Source organism: Labrenzia sp. CP4 (assembly GCF_001579905.1).
Taxonomy (GTDB): Bacteria; Pseudomonadota; Alphaproteobacteria; order Rhizobiales; family Stappiaceae; genus Roseibium; species Roseibium algicola.
Genome location: NZ_CP011927.1, coordinates 626,927 through 649,755 on the forward strand (window position 1 = coordinate 626,927; position 22,829 = coordinate 649,755).

The following is a 22,829-nucleotide window of genomic DNA, read 5'->3' on the forward strand; positions in this document are numbered from 1 at the left end:
TGAGGCCTAAAGGTGAGGCCGGTTCTTCGCTGCGCTTCGTCCGTGGACGGCACTAGGCAAATCGCGGAGGCATTCGTTAAACGGTGTTTGACACGATCACTCTTCCTGCTCGGCACGGGCGCGCAGTTCACGGCGGATGACCTTGCCGGTGGTGGTCAGGGGCAGGGCGTCGACAAAAGCGACTTCGCGCGGATACTCGTGGGCTGCAAGGCGCGTCTTGACGAAGTCGGCGATTTCCCCGGCAAGTTTGTCGGTCGGTTCAATGCCGTTTTTCAACACGATGTACGCCTTGACGATCTCCGTGCGCTGGCTGTCGGGCTTGCCGACGACACCGGCCATGGCGACCGCCGGGTGCTTGATCAGGCAATCCTCGATCTCTCCCGGGCCGATGCGATAGCCTGATGACGTGATGACGTCGTCATCCCGGCCAACGAAGCGGATCCACCCGGTGTCGTCCTTGATGCCCGTGTCGCCGGTCAAAAGCCAGTCGCCCGCAAATTTCTTTTCCGTCGCTTCCATGTTGTTCCAGTAGGTCAGGAACATCACAGGATCAGGACGTCTGACGGCAATGTTGCCGAGTGATCCGGCAGGCAGTTCCTCACCCGTGTCGCTGACGACGCTGACATCATGACCCGGAACAGGGCGGCCCATGATACCGGGACGCGCCTCCATCAGACTGGCGCAACTGGAAACGATCATGTTGCACTCGGTCTGGCCGTAGAATTCGTTGATCGTCAGGCCGAATATGCGCCGGCCCCAGTCTATCAGCTCAGCGCCGAGCGTCTCGCCACCGGAGGCAACCGAGCGCAGGGTGAATTGCCAGCGGTTTTCCGGGGCTTCCACCTGACGCATCATCTTCAGCGCGGTTGGCGGCAGGAAGGTGTTGCGGATTTTCTGGTCCTGCAGCAGCTGGAAGGCTGCTTCAGCGGTGAACTTTCTGAACCGGCACGCTACCACGGGCACACCCAGGAAGAGCGCGGGCATCAGAACGTCGAGCAGGCCGCCGATCCAGGCCCAGTCCGCCGGGGTCCAGATCCTGTCACCCGGCTGGCCCAGAAGATCATGGCTCATCTCGACGCCCGGCAGATGGCCGAGCAGCACCCGGTGGCCGTGCAGGGCGCCCTTGGGCTGTCCGGTGGTGCCGGAGGTGTAGATGATGATTGCCGGGTCATCGGGGCCTGTGTCGAAGGGGTGGAAGGAGCCTTCGTGTCCGGCCATGTGATGATGGAGGCTTTCTGCCCCCGGGACGTCTTCATCCGCACAAAGGACGGTCGTCAGGTCCGGTAGCCGGTCACGGATGGTCGCCAGTTTGGCAGCGCCGCTTGCATCCGTGATCACCGCCTTCGCGCCGGAATCCTTCAGCCGATACTCAAGTGCTTCTTCCCCGAACAGGGTAAAAAGCGGAATGGTGATCGCGCCGAGTTTCAGGGCCGCAATATGGGAAAAGGCGGTTTCGGGCCTTTGCGGCATCAGGACGCCGATCCGGTCGCCGGGCTGGACGCCTCGGGCGGTCAGCAGGTTGGCAAGCTGATTGGAAAGCCGCCTCAGGTCGCCATAGGTGTAGCTGGTGGCGCTGCCGTCCTCGTCGGTATAGACCAGCGCCTCCCGGTTCGGCTCGCGTGCCGCCCAGTCGTCACATATGGCAACGCCGATGTTGAACCGGTCAGGGATCTCCCATCGGAACCTGCCTGACAGGTCGTCATAACTCGTGGCGTCATGCGGCAGCATCGGCTTCCTCCGCGAGCGCGAGAAGAACGGTGCCGTCGGTTACCTGCTCGCCTTCGGCAACAAGAACCTCGCCAATGACACCGTCCCGCGGGGCTTTCAGCGTGTGTTCCATCTTCATGGCTTCCAGGATCACCAGAGGCTGGTCCTTCGTCACGGCTTCGCCTGCCTTGGCGTTCAGAACCTTCACGAGGCCGGGCATCGGCGCAATCAGCTGATCGCCCGCGCCGCCGGCTTCCTCGTCGGCGCTGAGCGTGTCCGGCAAGGCAACCGGGAAGGCATGGCCGCCGAGGAAGACCGTCAGTCCCTTGCGGTCCTCCACCACGACCGCCCGGGCACGGTGGCCGTCACAGTCGTAGGTGATTGCACCGCCTTCAACCTTCACCAGAGCATATTCGCGTGAGCCTTCCTCCAGCTGGACCGCGAACCGCTGATGGCCGAGGGCGTGGACCTCGACGTCCCGGCGCTCGCCCGCAATTTCAAGCAGTGCGTACTGGCGCGATGCACTCCAGATCCGCCATCCGGCCAGCGTGTCGAACGGATCGTTGCCACTTGCCGGCCTGGTCAGGCCGAGCGCCGTGAGAGCGGCAAGGGCAATGGCGTCCACCGGGATGGAGGGCTCTTCTATGAGCTGGGTCAGATCCCGGTCGATAAGGCCGGTGTCGACATCGCCCGCGGCAAAACCTTCATGGCGACACAGGGCCGCCAGAAAGCCGGCGTTGGTGACGCAGCCGGCAACTTCCGTTGCCTCAAGGCTTGCCAGCAGCTTGCCAAGTGCCGCCTGGCGGGTCGGGCCGTGGACGATCACCTTGGCGATCATCGGATCGTAATAGGGGGTGATTTCATCTCCGGAGCGCACGCCGCTGTCGACCCGGGCACTGTCTTCCGGAAGGGCCAGATGCTCCAGCGTGCCGATGGCGGGCAGGAAGCCCTTCGGCGCATCTTCCGCATACAGCCGGGCTTCGAAGGCCCAGCCGTTGAAGGAAAGATCTTCCTGGCGCTTTGGCAAGGTTTCGCCGGAGGCCACTCGAAGCTGCCACTCGACCAGGTCTTCGCCGGTGATGAGCTCGGTAACCGGATGCTCGACCTGCAGCCGGGTATTCATTTCCATGAAATAGAACCGGTCGGACCTGAGACCTTCGGAAACGTCGGCGATGAACTCGATAGTGCCGGCGCCGGAATAGTCGATGGCCTTGGCCGCGGTCACGGCGGCTTCCCCCATGGCGCGGCGCATTTCTACCGGCATGCCGGGGGCAGGGGCTTCCTCGATCACCTTCTGGTGGCGACGTTGCAGCGAGCAGTCGCGCTCGAACAGATGCACGGCATTGCCGTGGCTGTCGCCGAAAACCTGAATCTCGATATGGCGCGGCTTGGTCAGGTATTTCTCGATCAGCACGCGGCCATCGCCAAAACTGGCTTCGCCTTCGCGCTGCGCGCCTTTCAGGGCGTCTGCAAAATCCTTCGGTTCATCGACACGCCGCATGCCTTTGCCACCACCGCCGGCACGCGCCTTGATCAACACCGGATAGCCGATCCGGTCGGCCTGTTCCTTCAGGAAGTCCGCGTCCTGGTTCTCGCCATGATATCCAGGCACCACAGGCACACCGGCCTTTTCCATCAGCGCCTTGGCGGCATCCTTCAGGCCCATGGCGCGGATGGAAGAGGCGCTCGGGCCGATGAAGGCTATGCCGGCCCTGTCGAGGACGTCGACGAAATCCGGATTTTCCGACAGAAAGCCGTAGCCCGGATGCACGGCTTCGGCGCCACTCAGCTTGCAGGCTTCGATGATCTTGTCAGCCTTCAGATAGCTTTTCGAGACCGGTGCCGGTCCAATACGGAAAGCCTCGTCGGCCATGGCAACGTGCTTGGCCCTGGCGTCCGCATCGGAATAGACCGCAACGGTCTTGATGCCGAGCTTCTTGGCCGTTGCCATCACCCGGCAGGCAATCTCGCCGCGGTTGGCAATGAGGATCTTCTTGAACATTTCTCAGTTCTCCTCCCAGGGAGTGACTAGTGCGCCGGGGGTATCGGCAGTTCGGTCCGGAGCAAGATCCGGCATATGTTGTATGGGCAGCTCGCTGAACACCGTGATGGAGTTCCGGCTTCCGTCGGCAAGGAGTGCGCTTCGTCCGGTTGCCAGCACGCTCACCTTCAGGCCGCCGACGGAGAGGGTGTCACCCTTGTCGATATTGCCTTCGTCGAGCGCAACCAGGATGGCCGTCAGGGGCTGCGTCAGCTGTATGTCGGGATGCTGGTCACGGAACGCTGCTTCGATATCCGGGCCGCATTCCACCATCGAGCGGACTTCACCCTTCATGAGGTTTCCTCCCGAGTGCGGCCAGAAGATGGGCATGGCTTGCCTCGTCGAAGGCAACCAGTGTGACGGTTTCGACTTCCGGCAGGTCCTCCAGAACCCGTTTGACAGTTTCCACCGCGACCGACGCGGCGCCGCCGGCCGGATAGCCGTAAATGCCGGTGGAAATGGCCGGGAAGGCTATGCTTCTGAAGCCGGTTTCTGCCGCAAGACGCAGGCTCGTTTCATAACAGGAGGCAAGAAGGTCCGCTTCGCCCGACGTGCCGCCTTTCCAGACGGGGCCGACCGTGTGGATGACGTGGCGGGCGGGCAGGCGGTAGCCACTGGTGATCTTTGCATCGCCTGTTTCACAGCCGTTAAGCGTCCTGCATTCGGCCAGGAGCTCCGGACCTGCCGCACGGTGGATCGCCCCGTCGACACCACCGCCGCCGAGCAGCGACGAGTTGGCCGCGTTGACGATGGCATCCACGTCGAGCCGGGTGATGTCGCCGATGTGTGTCTCGATCCTGCTCACGGCTTGAGCTCCGGCTGCAGATCTTCAACAACCTTGAAACGCTCGCAGACAAGGTCCATTTCCGGGTCAAATCCACCGTTGCGTTCAAAGAAGACCTGATGGTCCCTGCGCCAGCCGGCGAGGTCATCATTCTCGCCTTCCGCCAGGGCGAAGTCTTCCCCGACATCGCAGAAGCGCACGACGGACACTTCCAGTGTTTCGATCACCAGCGCGGGGGTGTCGTCCCAGTTCAGTGCAATGTCCCGCCGTCCATGAACGGGCAGGACCTCACCACCGTCCTCATAGCTCTGCAAGGCGCCGCATGTAGCGGTTTTCCTGCCGGCGCGGACAAGGGCGATGAGCTGGGCACACAGGTCCGCATTGTCGCCGAACTTGAAGGTTTCGGCGCCGGGGTATCTTGCTTTCAGCTCGTCGATGGACATCGGATCACATCCTGAAGAGACCGAAGCGCGTGTCTTCGATCGGGGCGTTGAGGGCTGCCGACAGGGAAAGGCCCAGAATGTCCCGGGTCTTGCGCGGGTCGACAATGCCATCGTCCCAGAGCCGGGCAGTCGCGTAAAGCGGGTGACCCTGCTGTTCGAACTGATCGATGATCGGTTGCTTGAAGGTTTTTTCCTCATCCGCCGGCCAGCTGCCACCCTTGCGCTCGATACCGTCGCGGCGGACGGTGGCAAGCACGCCGGCGGCCTGTTCGCCGCCCATGACCGAAATGCGGGAATTGGGCCAGGTCCACAGGAAGCGCGGCGAATAGGCCCGGCCGCACATGCCGTAGTTGCCGGCACCGAAGGAGCCGCCCACCAGCATGGTGATCTTCGGGACCGAGGTGGTGGCGACCGCCGTCACCAGCTTGGCGCCGTCCTTGGCAATGCCGCCGCTTTCATATTTGCGGCCGACCATGAAGCCGGTGATGTTCTGCAGGAACACCAGCGGAACCTTGCGCTGGGAGCAGAGCTCGACGAAGTGGGCCCCTTTCACCGCGCTTTCGGAAAACAGAACGCCGTTGTTGGCGATGATGCCGACCGGCATGCCATGGATATGGGCGAAGCCGCAGACCAGTGTGGTGCCGTAGCGGGCCTTGAATTCATCGAAGCGCGATCCGTCGACGGTGCGGGCGATCACTTCGCGGATGTCGTAGGGCGTTTTCAGATCGGCCGGAACGACACCGAGGATTTCGTCCGGATCGTAGAGCGGGTCTTCCGGGGTCTGCAGCGCGACGGATGGGGTCTTGGTGCGGTTGAGGCTGGCGATGGCGCGGCGGGCGAGGGCGAGTGCGTGGGCATCGTCGCGGGCCAGATGATCGGCAACACCGGACAGGCGTGTGTGAACATCGCCGCCGCCGAGATCTTCCGCAGATACTTCCTCGCCGGTGGCGGCCTTCACCAAAGGCGGACCGGCCAGGAAGATGGTGCCCTGGTTCTTGACGATGATGGTCTCGTCCGACATGGCCGGCACATAAGCGCCGCCCGCGGTGCAGGAGCCCATGACGACCGCGATCTGGGCGATGCCTTTTGCCGACATGTTGGCCTGGTTGAAGAAGATGCGGCCAAAGTGGTCGCGGTCCGGGAAGACCTCGTCCTGGTTGGGCAGGTTGGCGCCGCCGCTGTCGACCAGATAGATACAGGGTAGATTGTTTTCCGAGGCAATTTCCTGAGCGCGCAGGTGTTTCTTGACCGACATCGGATAATAGGTGCCGCCTTTGACGGTCGCGTCATTGGCGAGGATCATCACCTCGCGGCCTTCAACCCGGCCGATGCCCGCGATCATGCCGGCGGCGGGAGCCGCGCCCTCATACATCTCGTGGGCGGCCAGCATGCCGACTTCCAGGAAGGGTGAGCCGGGATCGAGCAGGCGGGAGACGCGTTCGCGCGGCAGGATCTTGCCGCGGGACACATGACGCTGTCGGGCGGTCTCGCCACCACCGTCCAGGGCTGTCTGGGCTGCTGCCTTGACGGTGTCCATGGCCGCTTCGTGGGCGGCGCGGTTTGCTGCAAACTGTTCGCTTCTCGGCGATAGGCTCGATTTCAGGATGCTCATGTCACCCGGTCTCCCTTGGATCAACCTTGTGGACGGTCGATTGAGTTCAGTTGCTTGCTCCCCACGCGTCCGGTTTCACGCCTGAGGGGCCAGAATGTGTTGGTTCCCCGGCGCAACGGCCTTGCGCGCCAGGTCCAGGTAAATCTCTTCGATATCCAGTTTCGACAGGCGGCCGCCTGGGCGGTACCAGCTCGGAATGCCAGTCAGCATGGCGATGATCGCGCGGGTGGCGACCCTCGGTTCGCGTACGCTGTAGCGGCCTTCAGCGGAGCCGGTTTCCAGAATACCCGTCAGGATGCCCTCGTAGCGACGGCGCTCGGCTTCGACGATGTCGAAGTTGTCCGGTTCGAGATTGCGCAGTTCCATGTAGGAAATGAACACCTCGTCCGCCCGTTCCAGGTGATAGCGGATGTGAAAGCGGACAAAACGCTCCAGCGGGTCCATGTCAGCCGGAAAAGCCGCTTCGTCCCAAGCGGCAAGGAGTTCGCCCATGTGGGCGAGCATCAGGTCCTTCAGGATGTCCTGCTTGGTCGGGAAATGGTTGTAGAGCGCGCCTGGCTGAACGCCGACATCGGCGGCGATTTCGCGCATGGAGACAGCGGCATAACCGTTGGCGGCAAAGCGTTTCAAGGCTGCCTTGCGCACACGTGCGGCAGTCTCCTGGCCTTTCGCGCCCGTTCTGGATCGGCTTTGCGGTCTTGCGGCTGCACTTGCCATCTTGTTTCTCCCTGCTGCAAAAAATAAATGAACGTTCGTTCATTTGCAAGGCTAATTTGAGTGCGAAAGCGTTGCTGCTAGAAAGAATGACAGGGGAACAGGCGCGACTGTCAAAAAACTTTCATGGATAACCTGTTCACAGTCCTTGGGCATTCTGCGTCCGGTTGAATGCGCTGACGAACCTGGGCGTACCTCCGGGATGTATTTCAAAGGAACCGATTGATGACCGAAGAAAGTGCAAAAACCTGGGTTGAAGCGGAATGGGCAGACAGCCTGGACGAAGAGCTGGAGATGGAGATCGACGATTTTCTCGTCGCCAAGGATCTCGCCTTCATCTCCGCGAAGAAGCACAAGTCGACCATCGACCGGAACACCTATTTCCACGAGTTGCTGCGTCTGCAGGCCGAACTGGTGAAGCTGCAGGACTGGGTGCAGCATACCGGTGAGAAGATCGTGATCATCTTCGAGGGGCGCGACGCCGCCGGCAAGGGCGGGGTCATCAAGCGCATCGCGCAAAGGCTCAATCCGCGTGTCGCCCGTGTGGTGGCGCTGCCCGCACCAACCGACCGTGAAAAGACCCAGTGGTACTTCCAGCGCTACGTGCCGCATCTGCCGGCCGCCGGCGAAATGGTGCTGTTCGATCGCTCCTGGTACAACCGCTCCGGCGTCGAGCGCGTCATGGGCTTTGCCAGCGATAGCCAGGTGGAGGAGTTCTTCCACGATGTACCGGAATTCGAACGCATGATCGTGCGCTCCGGTGTGCGGCTGATCAAATACTGGTTCTCCATCACGGATGAAGAACAGCAGCTCCGCTTCCTGATGCGCATCCACGATCCGCTGAAGCAGTGGAAACTGTCGCCGATGGATCTGGAATCCCGCGTGCGCTGGGAGGATTACACCAAGGCCAAGGAAGAAACCTTCGAGCGGACCAATATTCCCGAAGCACCCTGGTTCATCGTGGAAGGCAACGACAAGAAGCAGGCGCGCCTCAACTGCATCAGCCACCTCCTGTCGATGATCCCTTACGAAGATATCCCGCACGACCCGATCAAGCTGCCGGAACGGGTCTACAATTCCGATTATGAGCGAAAAGTCCTGCCGGAACATCTCTACGTGCCGGAGAAATTCTGAGCCGGGACAATGCTCCCTTCACGGGCGCGGCGCTGCTATGTGAAATCGCGGTGAAAGACCTTCGATGTCTCCCCGGATCTCCGCTACGCTTGTCCGGGGGGGCGAGTTTGGTGTGACTGCTGCCTGCGTCCAGCCGATGAGGCCGGTTTCAAATCAGCTTTTCACCAGCGAGCAGGCCTTTCTCCGGCCTTTCTGCCCTTGCAGAGTTAAATCGTTTTATGTCATCTGGCGTGCGTACCTCAAAATCATGGGAAGGATGCCGGCATGACGGAAAAGACTATCAGGTGGGGGATCGTTTCGACCGCGAAAATCGGTCTTGATAAGGTCATTCCGGGCATCCAGCGGTCGAAGACCGGCACCGCCTATGCGATTGCTTCGCGAGATCTCGACCGGGCAAAGGAAGCAGCGAGGGGTCTCGGCATCGAGAAGGCCTACGGATCATACGAGGAGCTGCTCGCAGATCCGGAGATCGACGCGATCTACAATCCGCTGCCCAACCATATGCATGTGCCCGTGACGATCCAGGCGGTGAACGCGGGCAAGCACGTGCTTTGCGAAAAGCCGGTCGCGCTGAATGCCGACGAGGCAAAACAGCTTCTGGACCTGCCGAAGGACAAGCTGGTTGCCGAAGGCTTCATGGTTCGGGCGCACCCGCAATGGATCAAGGCGCGCGAGATCGTGCGGTCCGGCGATCTGGGGGAGCTGAAGGCGATCCAGACCTTCTTCAGCTACTACAACGATGACCCGGGCAACATCCGCAACAAGGCGGATATCGGCGGGGGTGCGCTGCTTGACATCGGTTGCTACACGATGCTGGCCGGCCGGTATTTCTTCGATGCCGAACCTCAGCGGGTCGTTTCGCTGATCGACCGGGATCCCGCCTTCGGCACCGACCGCATGACCAGTGCCCTGCTCGACTTCGGCAACAACCGGCATCTCAACTTCACCGTCTCGACCCAGCTGACGCCTTATCAGCGCATTCATCTGGTCGGTACGAAGAAGCGGCTGGAAATCGTCATTCCGTTCAACGCGCCGCAGGGCGAAGCTGTTCAGATCCGGCTTGACGACGGTTCGCTGCTCGGCGATGCGGCGATGCAGTCGGATATCATCGCGCCTTGCGATCAATATGCCGAACTGGCGGATGTGTTTGGCCGGGCGATCACCGGTGAAGCGCCACTGCCTTATGGTGCGGAAGACGCCGTCCAGAACATGAAGATCCTCGACGCTATCTTCGCGTCGGCCGAAAAGGATGGCTGGGTCAGTATCGGCTAAGCCGTTCGCACACCCTGCCTGCCACAAAGCCAGGTCCCGGCCTCGAGCCGGGACTTGTTTTTTGAGGAGACCGCGGCGGAAAGGCCTGCGCAACCACGAAAGGACTTGGCGTGGTTGAAAAGTCGCCTTGTGTTCAAATCTCCACAAAAGCGAAACCGTTGTCGCGTGTTTCCAGATATCCGAACCTGTCGGTAGACAGGTGGGTCGCGGCAAAGGGAATCCTGTCTGCCGACAGCCTGTCGAACAGAGCCCTTCTTGTTTTTACGGCCAGATCCGGGTCGCTGTCGAGCGCATAACGGACATCCGGATTGGCAAATTGCAGCGCATCGGACACCACGACATCCGCGAGCAGAATGGCTTCCTTGTTGCCTGAAGAAAGGTGCAAGGCCTGATGACCAGGGGTGTGGCCGGGCGCTGAAAGCAGGGTGATGCCATCGCCGATGTCGGCATCGCCACGATGAAGCCGCAGCTGATTGCCGACCGGTTTCGCAAGCGCCTGAATGAGACCCACCAGCGGCCGTTTGTCTTCCGGTACGGAGGTCAGCAGGGCCTCGTCGGTCCAGAAATCCCACTCGGCTGCCTGAACGTGGATCTCTGCATTCGGGAAGAGACTGCCGCCGTTCAGTGACAGTCCGCCGATATGATCGGCATGCATGTGGGTAATGACGATATCGGTCACCGCTGCGCGCTCTTCGGTCTTTTCCGGAGCCTGCCAGGTCAGCGTGCCGCTGGCCGGAAATCGTTCCTTCAGATATTCGCCCGAACCGGCGTCGACCAGGATCTTGCGGGTGCCGGTCTCAATCAACCAGGTATTGGCGCCAAAGCGTGTGCTCGGGCTGACGGCGTCCTGTTCGGTCTGTGTCACGTTGGAAAAATAGGCTGCGGGAATATCGAGATAGCCGTCCGACAGGGCCGTGACGGTCAGGTTGCCTCGTGCAAGACGGGATGCAGATTTATCGAGAGTGTCGAGCATAGGGGTCTCCATGTGTTTGTACTTTGGAGAAACCTAGCTTCGAGCATCTTTCGGGGCGATTGGCGCAAATGACAAAGAATGTGCTAAATCAGCCAAATGGATCAATCGCTGTCGATCGCCATTCTCGCTTATCCGGGATCCCTGAAATCCGCTGTCTACGGGCTCCAGGATATTCTGGGCCATGCGGCGCGGATCAGCGATACCGGGATGAAACTGGATCTGTTGGAAGATTTTTCTGCGGCAGTGGACCGATATGACGCGGTAGTCCTGCCGCCCTCGGCAGGAACGGTGCGTCTGGAAGAGGTTCCGGCTCTTCCTGCTTTTCTGCAGCATTTGCACGGTCGCGGCGCTGTTGTCTGTTCGGCTTGTACCGGGCTGACGTTCGTTGCGGCGGCCGGTCTGGCGGAGAGGCGCAAGGTTACCACCCATTGGGGACTGGAACAGCGTTTGTCAGCAACCTATCCGGACCTCAGGCTCGATACGGACAGGCTGCTGATCGAATATTCCGACCTGATCACGGCCGGAGGCCTCATGGCCTGGGTCGATCTTGCGCTGGCGCTCATCGAGCGGTTTCTGGGGTACCCGGTCGCTGTTGACACGGCGCGGCATTTCATTGTCGACTTTCGCCGCCGAGACCAGCGCCGGTTCAGGCGCTTCCTGCCTGAACTTCGGCACGGCGATGCTTCCATCTTGAAAGTGCAGCATTTCCTGGAAACCCGGTCGGGTGACGACGTGAGCGTTGCCGATATGGTGCGCACCAGCGGGCTGCCGGCGCGGACCTTTCAAAGGCGCTTCAAGATGGCAACGGGACTTGCCCCGAAACAGTATCTCCAGGAGCTTCGCATTGAACGTGCCAGGGATCTCCTGATCGAAACGGATCGGCCCGTCTCGGATATCTGCTTTGCCGTCGGCTACAACGACCCGCCATCCTTCGTTCGCCTGTTTTCACGCCTTTCCGGTCTGACGCCGGGCGCGTTCCGCGAGCAGTATCGACGGCAGTCAGATATGGCAGGGTAACCGGCTTGATCGACCCTCTTGTTGGTGCGACCTTTCCCGCTGCCGGCGAGCGCATATGAATATGAGAGAGGGACACGCGATAGGTATCTTCGCAAGAACTTTGGGACTTCTGGCCGTGGTGGGCCCCTGCCTTCTCGCGGGAGGCGCCGCTGCGGACACGTTGCCTTCCCCCATCACGGGTGCGGTCGAGTTCGGCGGTCTCCAGATGAAGCTGTCAGAGGGCGACGGTCAAAGACGTTTGATCTTGGCAAACGGCGACCGTCTGCCTTTTCCGAAAGGTGGCAACATCGTTCTGGCTGTCGATCGGGTCCTGGTCTTTGATGCAGAGGGAAACACCGCCGGGAGTTTTCTTCATGACGGTCGGATTTCTTCTGAATTGCTGCAGCGGATGGCCATTCTGGAGAGCTTTTCCGCAATAGGTGCAAACCAGACACGTGAAGACGCCGCACAGCATCTTGCTGCCTTTGGTCTGCCTCGGACGTCTGCAGAACTGCTGGCGGCAATAAACCGGGATGTGCCGGAGTTTGCCCGCGCCAGTGGAGAAGAGTGTGGCGGCAATTGCGATTGGGCCGCGCTCAACGCCATCGAGCGTATTGCAGAAGACCTGGAACGCAAGGATGTCCGTATCTTCGAAAACGCCACTCGCTATCTTGTCGGCTTCGGGCCGCCGGAAGTAGAGGCGAAGCCTGATTACATGATAGCGGCAAACCCCGCTGCGCCGCTTTACCTGTCTGCGGACAAGACGGCTGCGGCAACGGATGCACTCGGCCTGAAGTTCTTGCTGCTGAATGCGGATGAGCAAACGGACAGCCCCGGGCGCCGAGCCGTCTGCGTTCCGCTTTCAGGCTGTGGTTGGGCGGAAATCGATGTTCTGACAGAAGTTCGCCCGGAATGGCTCGAGTTTGAAAAAACGACCGGAAAATTGCTGCGCGTGATGTTTTGAGGGCGTTCAAAAGGTCCTGAATGAAAAGAAGGCGTACCTCTTCCGAGACACGCCTTTGGAGATGTTTGCAGGATTTCCCTGAAACGTCAGCTTTTCAGGAAACGCTCGCACTCCGTTGCCAGAGCCGACAGATCGTCAAATGTTCCCGGACCGGCCGCGAGAACCGGGCCACCGTCCAGGATGGCATCCCCCGCCACCGGGAACGGGCGGTAGCTGCCGCCGGCTTCGGCGACCAGGCAATAGCCGGCAAGGCAATCCCAGGCATGCATGGACGGTTCGTAGAAACCGGCGAGCCTGCCCGCGGCCACGGAGGCCAGCATCTGCGCGCCCGATCCGGTGCGGATATAGTTGCCGCCACGCGCCATCAGACCGGCGATAAGCGCGCCGATCATTTCCGCCGGTACGGCGTGGTTGGCGCCGATCCCGGTCAGGCTGTTTTGCAGGGTCCTGGATGAATCAAGCCGGAGGGGTTCGCCGTTAAGCGTTGCACCGCCGCCCTTGACGGCTGCGAAGCTCTCGTCGTCGCAAGGCACGCGGATAACACCCATGACCAGATCCGTGCCGTTGAGAAGGGCGATGGAAACACACCAGCTCGGCAGACCGTGAACGAAGGCGGATGTACCGTCGATCGGGTCAACCACCCAGGTGAACCCGCTGCTGCCCTGTTCGACGCCGTGTTCCTCACCCAGGATGCCGTCTTCGGGAAACGAGGTGTGCAGCCTGTCGCGGATGAGGGTTTCAACGTTCTTGTCGGCGATCGAAACGACATCCTGCAGGCCGCCCTTGATCTCTATGGTGAGGTCCTTGCGCCGCCGAAAATAGTCCAGTGCCAGGGAACCGGCTTCTTCGGCGATTTCCCGAGCTGCGGCGAACCTTGCTGTCAGCGCATCGGTCGATGGGGACATGTCTTCAGTAACCAGTGTCATCTCATGCCTCGATCAGGGCGAGGCCGCGGTTGCGGAAGCCGAGGGAAACGGCGGTGTGGGGGGCAAACGACCTTTCGACCGAATGATCGATGACGAAGAAGTTTCCGACCTGGGTCTCGATCTCGTATTCGACGTGATCGCCGAGATAGGCCGCGCTCAGGATCTCTCCGCCAAAGCCGGAAGCGCCTTCCGGGTTCAGCACGACCGAGCCGGGGCGTACCGCCAGCTTGGCCTTGCCGTTGGCGGTCTGGCGGGCGCGCAGCCGGTGCTGCAGGCCACCGACATCGATCAGTGTTTCGTCGCCTTCACGCCCGACGACTTCGCAAGTTACGACATTCGCCTCGCCCATGAAGTCTGCGATGAACTCTGAAACGGGTTCTTCGTAGAGTTCACGCGGAGCGCCCTCCTGGGCGATCTTGCCGTCTTTCATGACCACGATACGGTCGGACACCGCAAGTGCTTCGTCCTGGTCGTGGGTGACGTAGACGGCGGTGAAACCGAGCCGCTGCTGCAGCTCGCGGATTTCCGTCCTGACGCGCCGGCGCAGCCGGGCATCAAGGTTGGACAGGGGTTCGTCCAGCAGAAGCACCTGTGGGTTCAGCACCAGAGCACGAGCGACCGCGACGCGCTGCTGCTGACCACCGGAAAGCTCTGCCGGCAGGCGGTGACCCATGCCGCCAAGACCGACCTGGGCAAGGCCTTCTTCCGCCCGCTCGCGCGCTTCGCGTTTTTTGTACCCGGAGGATTCCAGGCCGTAGGCAACATTGTCGAGCGCGTTCATGTGCGGGAAAAGGGCATAGGACTGGAACACCATGGAGACGTCGCGTTCATGTGCCGGAACCATGGTCACGTCCCGTCCACCGATCAGGATCCTGCCCGCGCTCGGGTGTTCGAGACCTGCCAGCATGCGCAAGGTGGTCGTCTTGCCGCAGCCGGAGGGGCCGAGCAGGGTCACCAGAGTGCCGGGTTCGATGGTGATCGACAGGTCCGGAATGGCGGTGAAGGTGCCGAAGTCCTTGCGGACGTTTTCAAAAACGACGGAGCCGGGTTTGAGGTCAGTCATGCAGTTTTCTCCTGCGCGATACGGATTTTATTGGATTTGGCCATGCCGGAGACGCGGTTTTCCCGGCGCAGGCGGCGTTCGCCGACCAGCAGCTGGAAGCCCGCAATGACCGTGATCATCACGAAGATCAGCATGGAGGAATAGGCGATGGCGATGCCGTATTCGCCGTTTTCGACGAGGCCGACGATGTAGGAGGTCGCCATGTTGTATTCCGCGCTGACCAGGAAGATGACCGCACTGATGGATGTGATTGCCCGGACGAAGGAATAGACCAGCGCAGCGGTGATGGCCGGCCGCAACAGCGGCAGGATCACCTTGCGCAGGGTCCGGGCGCTGTTGGCCCGAAGCGTCAGCGAAGCTTCGTCCAGGCTCTTGTCGAGCTGGCTCATGGCGGCAATGCCGCCGCGCACGCCAACGGGCATGTTCCGGAAGACAAAGCAGGCAACCAGGATCAGGGCCGAGCCGGTCATCTCGATGGGCGGCAGGTTGAAGGCCATGATGTAGCTGATGCCGATGACGGTGCCGGGAATGGCGAAGCTCATCATGAGGGCAAATTCGAAGGCGTTCTTGCCGGCGAATTTCTGCCGCACGATGATATAGGCCGTCAGCAGGCCGACTGCCGCCGTCAGGGGGGCGGAGATCAGGGCGATTTCCATGGTCGTCCAGAAGGAGTTCCAGGCAACGCCGGTCCACACGAGAGCGCCATCCTGGAAGGTGACCGAGAACGCCCTGGCGTAGTGTTCCAGCGTCAGGGAATTGTCGAGACCCCAGGTCTTCACGAAGCCGCCGAACAGGATCATGCCGTAGACGACGATGGTGAAGCCCATCCAGGGAAGAACGATGCCATAGACGGTGACGGAGAGGCTCTTCGGCAGGCCCGCATGGGCACCGCTGTCGCCCTTGCCGGTGACGGTTGCGAAGTTCTTGCCCGACAGCCATAGACGCTGCGCAAGGAAGGCGGTCAGTGTGAAGCTGAGCAGGATGATCGCGAGCACGGCGGCGCGGGACGGGTCGACCTGCGAGCCGACGACGGCAAAGAAGATTTCGGTCGAGAGCACGCCATGGCTGCCGCCAAGCACCAGCGGATTGCCGAAATCGGCCATGCTTTCGATGAAGCCGATCAGGAAAGCGTTGGCAAGGCCGGGTTTCATCAAGGGCAACGAGACGCGCCAGAACGTGCGCCAGCGATCAGCCCGCAGCGTTTGCGAGGCTTCTTCCATCGATGGGCTGACACCTTCGACAACACCGATCAGGACGAGGAAGGAGATTGGCGTGAAGGACAGGACCTGCGCAATCCAGATGCCCGTCAGCCCATAGAGCCAACGGCTTGGTTCGATGCCGAACAGCGTGTCGAGCGCTTCGGTAACAACGCCGGAGCGGCCGAACAACAAGGTGAGTGCCAGGCCGATCACGAAGGGCGGGGTGATGATCGGCAGGACGGTCAGAAGCCGCAGGCCCTTCTTGAAGGGAAAGCGCGTGCGTGTGGCGACCAATGCGAAGGCGAGGCCGAGGATGGTCGAGCCGAGGCCGGTCATCACCGCAAGGAACAGCGTGCGCCATGCGACGCCGCAGCGATTGCCGCCGATGACACAGTCAAGGCTCCAGATCGCGGGATCCTGCATGTTGCGGATGAAGCCGTCCGGCTTGAACGATCCGTCGAAATCCTGCACCGAGCCGGCGAACATCGAGCCAATGGGATAGAAGATGAATACCGTCACCAGGAAGATCAGGATGGAGATCGATCCGACGACAAAGGCATCGCCCTTCATGAAGCCCCGCTCGGCAAGACCGAAGGCTATGAAGAGAACGAAGATCAGCGAGGTGAGGATGGCACCTGCCCCCATGGCGGGCTGGCCAAGCGGCAAGGCTCCGAAGGCGGTTTCGGGAAAGGTCCAGGCCCAGCCGGTGAAGCTGATCGCAAGGCCCTGAAGCGCCATGTACAGAATGCCGATGGTGCCGGTGACGACGAGCAATCGGCCGCGCTTGTTGGCGTCCGCCATGAAGCGCGCGCTGCCGCCGATCAGGAAGAGGGCCAGTGCCAGCACAAGCCACACGCGACCTTCCGCGAAGATCTGCAGAAGACCGGGCGCGAGATCGGATGAGAACGGAAAGTCCGATGGCCACTCAAAGGAAAAGAAGCCGCGTTCGACCCTGTACCAGGGTACGATCAGAAAGGCGCCGATCCCCAGCCCGAGTAGAGCGTTCAGCCGTTTGTTGCCACTCAGCATGGCCACCCCTGTATTTATGGTTTTTCAATAACGGACGTGCCCCGCCGCATGCCTGTTGCGATGCGCTGGCGAAGCCGGCCGGAAGTGCGGACGTGCCGCGGCATTGCCATCGATGTGCAGATGCTTGTGGCGGCAGCTTTTAGCGAACGTACGTCCACCTTGCTGCGCAGACTGTCCGGGCGAAGCCCGCACCCGGCTATTAGGCAGCCGTGTGCGGACTTCTTCGGGTGTTGGGGTCAGTTGGCGATAGCGCCAATCTCACGGTCCCAACGCTCCAGGAGGCTCTTGCGGGTATCCGGGTTGCCGTAGGTGGTGAAGTCGTAGTCGATCAGCTTGATGTCTTCGAACTTCGGTGCTTCCGGCGGAACTTCGGCAGCCTTGTTGGACGGCAGCTGGAAGGACTTTGCCTCTTTCATACGGGACTGAACTTCCGGAGACAGGGCCCAATCGTACCAGACCTTCGCATTGTCGAGGTTGCGGGCACCCTTGACGATGGACATGGAGCCGATTTCATAACCGGTACCTTCGCACGGTGCGATTGCCTTGACCGGGAAGCCGGAAGCAGCCTGTGCAATGGCGTCATGCATGAAGACGATACCGAGGCCGGTTTCGCCGCGTGCCGCGGCCTTCACCGGTGCAGAACCCGACTTGGTGTACTGGGACACGTTGTTGTTGAGTTCCTTCAGATAGTCGAAGGCCTCATCTTCGCCCATGATCTGAACCAGGGAAGCAAGCGCTGTATAGGCGGTGCCGGAAGAATTCGGGTTAGCGACCTGGATTTCAGCTTTCAGCTCAGGTTTCAGGAGGTCTGCCCAGCAGGCGGGTTCGGCAAGGCCCTTGTCCTTGAAGATTTCGGTGTTGTAACCCCAGCCGAGAGCGCCGGCATAGACGCCAACGGTCTTGAAGCCGGAGCTTTCCGCCTGCTTCTGAGCCCACTCATGAAGATCTGCGAGCTTTTCCGACTTGTATTCCTGGGTCAGGTTTTCAGAAGCTGCCTGAAGATGCGGGTCGCCGGTGCCGCCCCACCAGATATCGGTCTTCGGATTGCGGGATTCGGCGCGGATCTTTGCGTAGCTTTCGCCTGACGACAGGCGCACCATGTTGACCTTGATGTCATGCTTGGCTTCGAAGTCGCCCTGCAGCTGTTCACAGATCACGACATCCGCCGAACAGATGACATTGAGGTCGCCCGCTGCCATGGCCGGAGCAACCGAGTAGGTTGCTGCCGTTGCAAGCAGTGCGACGGAAAGTGATTTCAAAGACATGGTTTCCTCCACTTTTGGCTTTCAGCCTGTTACCTGCCCGGACGGGCAGGCGTTTGTTTCAGCCCGGGGGCTGATGTGTTGACCGGCATGAGGCAAAGCTTGCCCGTTCGGATCCGCCTCCACGGGTCCGTTGCCGGTCGAATTTCAAATGACGAACTCCGGATTTTCCTTCGCTGGCGAAGGGTCAATCTCGTCCTTTACTGGGTGGCTACAGGGGTTGCCGTCTGCAGCACCTCCTTGTCGAAACGGTCGAGCAGTCTTCGCCTCTGGTCAGGTGAACCGAAGGTGGCGAAGTCGTAGTCGACCATGCGAATGAGTGAAATATCGGGGGCTGCCGGTGGCAGCGACGCTTTCGCGTTTGCGGGTATCTGGTTCTGTCCCGAGGCCGCGCAGGTTTCCTGTCCTTCCGGGCTCAGCGCAAAATCGACGAACAGGCGGGCAGCCTCGGGGTTCCTGGCGCCCTTGACGATGCTGACGGCGCCGATCTCGTAGCCGGTGCCTTCGCAAGGTGCGACGATGACCATGGGCGCGCCGGCAAGTTTCTGCGTCACCGCGTCGTGGATGAAGGAGATGCCGATGCCTGTCTCACCACGGGCGGCTGCCTGAACCGGTGCTGCGCCCGAAGTGGTGAACCGGTCGATGTTTATCGCAAGCGCCGCCAGATATTCGAAAGCCTCGTCTTCCCCCAGCAGCTGAACGAGCGTTGCCAGCATCGTATAGGCGGTTCCCGAGGAATTCGGATTGGGCATCTGAACAAGGCCCTTGTACCGCGGTGCGGTCAGGTCTTTCCAGCAGGACGGAGCGGCAACGCCATGCGCAGCCAGAAAGTCGGAATTATAGCCAAACCCGAGTGCGCCCGCATAAATGCCTGCCGCCTTGCCGCCTGACATCAGAAAGAAATTCTGCGCCCAGGGCAGCGTGTCCTCGAAGTTTTTCGGCTGGTAGGGTTCAAGCAGGTCTTCGCCTGCAGCCTGCAGGTGGGTGTCACCGGTGCCGCCCCACCAAACGTCGATCTCTGGTGCGGCGCGCTCGGCCCGGACCCTGTCGAGGATCTCGCCGGTGCTTCTGCGTTCCATGGAAACATCAAGGCCGGTCTTTTCCTCGAAGACAGCCTCCATCATCTGGCACCACTCGACCTGCACGGCACAAAGGACATTCAGGTCCTGCGCCGAAGCAGCGTTGAGCGACAGCGACAGCCATACGGCCGCACCCGCTCCGAGTGACGCGATGAATTTCATGTTTCCTCCCAGTCCGGAACCAGGCCCCGGACAGCTATTACCATGGCAGAAGAGGCAGTGTTCGCAACAGGAGATTGGTTACTGTTGTTTCGCTGGCAAAAGAAAAGAGTTACAAATATTACAAGCCTTACAAATGTGACAAGCAATTGAAAAACCAAGGCTTTGCATAATACGGCTCTATGCCTATGATGTCACTCGGGAGGACATAGGTTTGCTGAACGAAGGCATCAAGATCCTGATCGTGGAGGACGATCAGGATATGGCGGAATTGATATCGGATCTTCTGGAAGCCGAAGGCTGGTCGCCGGTTGCTGCGCGCTCGGCGGAAGAAGCTGCGCGGATCCTGCCGGAGCATGCCTTTCATCTGGTTCTGGTCGATCATAACCTGCCGGGCATGTCCGGCCGGGTGTTTGCGCAGAAGCTGCGATCGCAGACCGATATCGGTATCGTCATGGTGACGGCCGCCGGTAGCGCCGCAGAGCGTGTGCTTGGCCTTGAAACCGCCGCCGACGATTATGTGGTCAAGCCGTTCGAGCCGATTGAACTCACCGCCCGGATCAAGGCGGTGCTCCGGCGGATGCATCCGTCCCTGCGCGGCAGCGACAAGGACACCATCAGCGTTCAGCACGAGCCGACCGCGCTGCTTCTGGGCGACTGGGTGATCGATCTCGTCAATCGCAAGGCCGTCTGCACGTCTCACCCGACCCGGACGCTGACGTCGTCGGAATTTTCCCTGCTGGAGATCTTGGCATCGACGCCGAACGAACCGGTGAGCCGGACCAAGATCCTGGAACAGCTGGGCGCGGAAACGGACAGGCTGATCGATCGCAACGTCGATGTTCTGGTCCTGCGGCTTCGCCGCAAGATCGAGCGAAACCCTGACCTGCCGCAACATATCAAGACCCGCCGGGGGAAGGGCTACATCCTGCATCAGGATCCCGCCCATGCACCTTAAATGATCAGCCGGCCGGTTCTTTCTTCCATTGCCTTCAGGCTGCCTGCCGCCATCGCGCTGATCTGCGCCGTCGCCTTCACGCTGTCGGCCATCGCGATCTACGGGCTTTTGAAGGCGCGTGAGGAAACCGCCGCTTACGGGCTGCAGGCCTTCACCAGTCTGGCTGATGCCGCGCTGGTCTCCAGGCAGGTGTCTGACCTCGTCTCCAGTGCGCCTTTCCTGATGAATGCGACCTCGCCCTACACCGTCTCTGGCAAGAGCCGGCTGCTGGTGGAGCAGGTCGACCAGTTGTTGAGTTCACTTCCTGACTATCCGCCGGGCAAGGAGACCTACCGGGCCGCCAACACGCGGATCTTCGAACTGCTCGGGCAGATCCGTGCGCAGACGCTCGCGCTGTCTGCCAAGGCCGAAACCGCCCAGCACTACAAGGAAGAGGTCTCCTCTGCGCTCGGCATGATCGCCGTTGCCGACACCGCCAGCCAGAAGGAACCTCGTCAGCGTCTCAATGCCATCGTGCATTCCGTGTCGAGTGCGGGCAGCCTGTTTCAGCTGGGTGAATTGAAGCGGCGCTATGTGGCGGAGCCTGCCGCGGCCTCATTGCCGCCGTCGGACCTCAGGCCCTATGAGCGGGTTTTCGAGGCGCAGACCAGCTATCTCCTGGAAATGTTCGCCGTGCGCAGCGCAATTGCCAGACTGCACACGGTGGCGCGGGAGCTGTCCCTTGCGACGGAAACCCAGTCGGGCATCGTGACGGAAACCCTCAACCGGGATTTCCAGTCGACTTCGGCCACCTTGCAGCAGCTTCTGGTGATCGTTGCCGTGGCTTCACTGCTGGTGCTGACCATGGCGGTGATGTCGATCCGTTCGGTCATCCGGGTCTCGAAAGGCATCGTTTCGCTGTCGAGCGGCATGAACGCCCTTGCCAAGGGGCAGAAGGATGTCGGTCCGCCGGTCTATCAGGGCGATGAAACCGAGCTCCTGAACCTGCAACAGGCCTTTCTCGCCTTCAAGGAAAGCGTTGACCGGGTCACACGTTTGCGGCGCACGGCGGAAGCCGCTGCCAGGACAATCCGTTCCACCTTCCGCAGCATGAATGAGGGCATTGCCATCTTCGATGCTGCCGGCAAACCGGTCACCATGAACCGGCGGGTCATCGAATTGCTGGGTCACAAGGGTGCTGCCCGCAAGCTGCCGCTTGTCCAGTTTCTGGAGCCGGTCCCGGAAATCCGGACCGAACTGCTTCCGGGTGCGCCCGACGGCAGACCCCTGAGCGCACCCTTTTCCGTACGTCATCGTTCCGAGAACGGGTCGGTGACGGAAATCTCTCTGTCGCGGCAAAGCGATGATGGTGTCGTGCTGCTCGCCCGGGATGTGACCTTGCTGGACCGGCAGGAAGCGGAGGCAGCCAAGGCCCAGAGGCTTGACGGCATCATGCGCCTGACGCACCAGCTCAGCCACGAGGTCGGCAACACCATCGGCATCATTACAGGAAGCCTCGGACTGCTGGAGCGGGACGGCGGCTTCAGTGATCGTCAGGCCCGCAACATTGCCCGCATTCGCAAGGCGGCGGATCGGGGCCGATCGCTTGCCAGCAGCATGTTGACCATCGGCCGTCAGCAACCTGCCAACCTCAGCCGCATCGGTATGTCCTCGTTGCTGCGCGGCATGGCGGACATTCTGGAAATCGCCATCGGCGAGAAATGCAGTCTGAAACTGGATCTGGACGACAGCTTGCCACCGCTGGTGCTGGATCCGGAACTGTTCGAGCAATCGGTACTCAATCTCTGCCTGAATTCGGCAGCGGCGATGCCCGACGGCGGCGAAGTGCAGGTTGCCACATTTTCAAACGGGGACGCGGTCGTGGTTGCCGTCCGGGACACGGGCATCGGCATGAGCCGGGAAGAGGTCGACAAGGCCTTCGAGCCCTATTTCACCACCAAGACCAGCGAGGGCGGCGCGGGGCTGGGCCTTGCTGTCGTCTATGGCTTCGTTCGCCAAAGCGGCGGCACGGCAAATATCTTCTCCGAGCCGGGCAAGGGCACGACCGTCGAATTGCGGTTTCCGCAAAACGTGGAAGAAGCCGGGGAAGTCACCCCGCGCATCGAGGTCGTTTCCTGAGGTGCTGACCATCCACCTGCGGAACGTTTCCAAGTTCATCGCATTCGGAACCACCTCACCACCTGAGTCACCCCGGACAAGCGAAGCGCAGATCCGGGGCCTACTCGCGAAGCCGCTTGCTGAAGCCGATGTCATCGTCTTGATGGTTGCTGCACCTTGCGAACGCTCTGGAAATGAGTGGGCCCCGGGTCTCGCGATGCTCGCCCGGGGTGACGCAGGGGGGGTGAAGTGGGGGCAATTTCTGATGCAGTGCTGAGCAGGCGAGAGCCTAGCTGCCTTAAGTCGTTGATAAGGCGGAGATGTCTGGAGACTTTGAGCAATGCGAACGTGTTGCTGATTGTTGTCTAACCCGATCATCGATCTCGTCTGTCTCTCCAATTTCACCTCCTTGCAAAA

19 protein-coding genes are annotated in these 22,829 nt (G+C 61.0%); 6 read left to right on the plus strand and 13 right to left on the minus strand.

Features of this window, described 5'->3' with window-relative positions; genetic code table 11:
- Positions 1-96: 96 nt before the first annotated feature.
- The 7 genes from ACP90_RS03075 to ACP90_RS03105 all read right to left on the minus strand — a co-directional run bounded on the left by ACP90_RS03075 (position 97) and on the right by ACP90_RS03105 (position 7,304).
- Positions 97-1,728, minus strand: coding sequence for an acyl-CoA synthetase (locus ACP90_RS03075; RefSeq protein ID WP_062486719.1), 1,632 nt, complete (start codon positions 1,726-1,728; stop codon positions 97-99).
- The gene (locus ACP90_RS03080; protein ID WP_062486721.1) at positions 1,715-3,709 is read right to left on the minus strand and encodes an acetyl/propionyl/methylcrotonyl-CoA carboxylase subunit alpha; all 1,995 of its coding nucleotides are present in this window, start codon (positions 3,707-3,709) and stop codon (positions 1,715-1,717) included. The genes ACP90_RS03075 and ACP90_RS03080 overlap by 14 nt, the downstream gene beginning before the upstream one ends.
- A 3-nt stretch (positions 3,710-3,712) precedes the next feature.
- The gene (locus tag ACP90_RS03085; RefSeq protein ID WP_023002913.1) at positions 3,713-4,042 is read right to left on the minus strand and encodes a hypothetical protein; all 330 of its coding nucleotides are present in this window, start codon (positions 4,040-4,042) and stop codon (positions 3,713-3,715) included.
- Positions 4,032-4,553: an O-acetyl-ADP-ribose deacetylase gene (locus ACP90_RS03090; protein ID WP_062486723.1), complete on the minus strand. Its 522-nt coding sequence runs from the start codon at positions 4,551-4,553 to the stop codon at positions 4,032-4,034. Before ACP90_RS03090 ends, ACP90_RS03085 begins: the two co-directional genes overlap by 11 nt.
- Positions 4,550-4,975 (minus strand): ASCH domain-containing protein, encoded by a 426-nt coding sequence (locus tag ACP90_RS03095; RefSeq protein WP_023002915.1) that lies wholly within the window; start codon positions 4,973-4,975, stop codon positions 4,550-4,552. Before ACP90_RS03095 ends, ACP90_RS03090 begins: the two co-directional genes overlap by 4 nt.
- Before the next feature lie 4 nt (positions 4,976-4,979).
- Positions 4,980-6,587, minus strand: coding sequence for a carboxyl transferase domain-containing protein (locus tag ACP90_RS03100; protein WP_062486725.1), 1,608 nt, complete (start codon positions 6,585-6,587; stop codon positions 4,980-4,982).
- Between the two features lie 75 nt (positions 6,588-6,662).
- A complete protein-coding gene (locus ACP90_RS03105) occupies positions 6,663-7,304 on the minus strand; it encodes a TetR/AcrR family transcriptional regulator (protein ID WP_062486727.1) in 642 nt (213 codons plus the stop codon).
- A gap of 222 nt (positions 7,305-7,526) precedes the next feature.
- Here ACP90_RS03105 and ppk2 point away from each other — a divergent pair, with 222 nt between their 5' ends.
- Entirely contained in the window at positions 7,527-8,435 is a 909-nt protein-coding gene (ppk2, locus tag ACP90_RS03110; RefSeq protein WP_055659675.1) for a polyphosphate kinase 2, read from the plus strand.
- 264 nt (positions 8,436-8,699) lie between these two features.
- Complete coding sequence (locus ACP90_RS03115; protein ID WP_062486729.1) at positions 8,700-9,707, plus strand: Gfo/Idh/MocA family oxidoreductase; 1,008 nt, start codon at positions 8,700-8,702, stop codon at positions 9,705-9,707.
- 133 nt (positions 9,708-9,840) lie between these two features.
- Here ACP90_RS03115 and ACP90_RS03120 read toward each other — a convergent pair whose 3' ends face one another.
- Positions 9,841-10,680, minus strand: a complete 840-nt coding sequence (locus ACP90_RS03120) for an MBL fold metallo-hydrolase (protein ID WP_208993441.1) — start codon at positions 10,678-10,680, stop codon at positions 9,841-9,843.
- A 96-nt stretch (positions 10,681-10,776) separates the two neighbouring features.
- Between ACP90_RS03120 and ACP90_RS03125 the strand changes: the two genes are divergently transcribed.
- Complete coding sequence (locus ACP90_RS03125; RefSeq protein WP_062486732.1) at positions 10,777-11,697, plus strand: helix-turn-helix domain-containing protein; 921 nt, start codon at positions 10,777-10,779, stop codon at positions 11,695-11,697.
- 55 nt (positions 11,698-11,752) lie between these two features.
- Complete coding sequence (locus tag ACP90_RS03130) at positions 11,753-12,640, plus strand: hypothetical protein (RefSeq protein WP_145915710.1); 888 nt, start codon at positions 11,753-11,755, stop codon at positions 12,638-12,640.
- Between the two features lie 86 nt (positions 12,641-12,726).
- Here ACP90_RS03130 and ACP90_RS03135 read toward each other — a convergent pair whose 3' ends face one another.
- The 5 genes from ACP90_RS03135 to ACP90_RS03155 form a co-directional block, all read right to left on the minus strand.
- Entirely contained in the window at positions 12,727-13,566 is an 840-nt protein-coding gene (locus tag ACP90_RS03135; protein WP_082809655.1) for an inositol monophosphatase family protein, read from the minus strand.
- A gap of 1 nt (position 13,567) precedes the next feature.
- Positions 13,568-14,629, minus strand: a complete 1,062-nt coding sequence (locus ACP90_RS03140) for an ABC transporter ATP-binding protein (protein ID WP_062486735.1) — start codon at positions 14,627-14,629, stop codon at positions 13,568-13,570.
- Positions 14,626-16,857, minus strand: coding sequence for an iron ABC transporter permease (locus ACP90_RS03145; RefSeq protein WP_055659662.1), 2,232 nt, complete (start codon positions 16,855-16,857; stop codon positions 14,626-14,628). The genes ACP90_RS03140 and ACP90_RS03145 overlap by 4 nt, the downstream gene beginning before the upstream one ends.
- Positions 16,858-17,093: 236 nt before the next feature.
- Positions 17,094-18,122, minus strand: coding sequence for an ABC transporter substrate-binding protein (locus ACP90_RS03150; RefSeq protein ID WP_031270233.1), 1,029 nt, complete (start codon positions 18,120-18,122; stop codon positions 17,094-17,096).
- A gap of 197 nt (positions 18,123-18,319) precedes the next feature.
- Positions 18,320-19,360: an ABC transporter substrate-binding protein gene (locus ACP90_RS03155; protein ID WP_062486737.1), complete on the minus strand. Its 1,041-nt coding sequence runs from the start codon at positions 19,358-19,360 to the stop codon at positions 18,320-18,322.
- A gap of 211 nt (positions 19,361-19,571) precedes the next feature.
- Between ACP90_RS03155 and ACP90_RS03160 the strand changes: the two genes are divergently transcribed.
- Together ACP90_RS03160 and ACP90_RS03165 are read left to right on the plus strand one after the other, a co-directional pair.
- Complete coding sequence (locus ACP90_RS03160) at positions 19,572-20,315, plus strand: response regulator transcription factor (RefSeq protein ID WP_023002928.1); 744 nt, start codon at positions 19,572-19,574, stop codon at positions 20,313-20,315.
- Positions 20,316-22,433, plus strand: a complete 2,118-nt coding sequence (locus ACP90_RS03165) for an ATP-binding protein (protein ID WP_062486739.1) — start codon at positions 20,316-20,318, stop codon at positions 22,431-22,433.
- Positions 22,434-22,829: the final 396 nt, after the last annotated feature.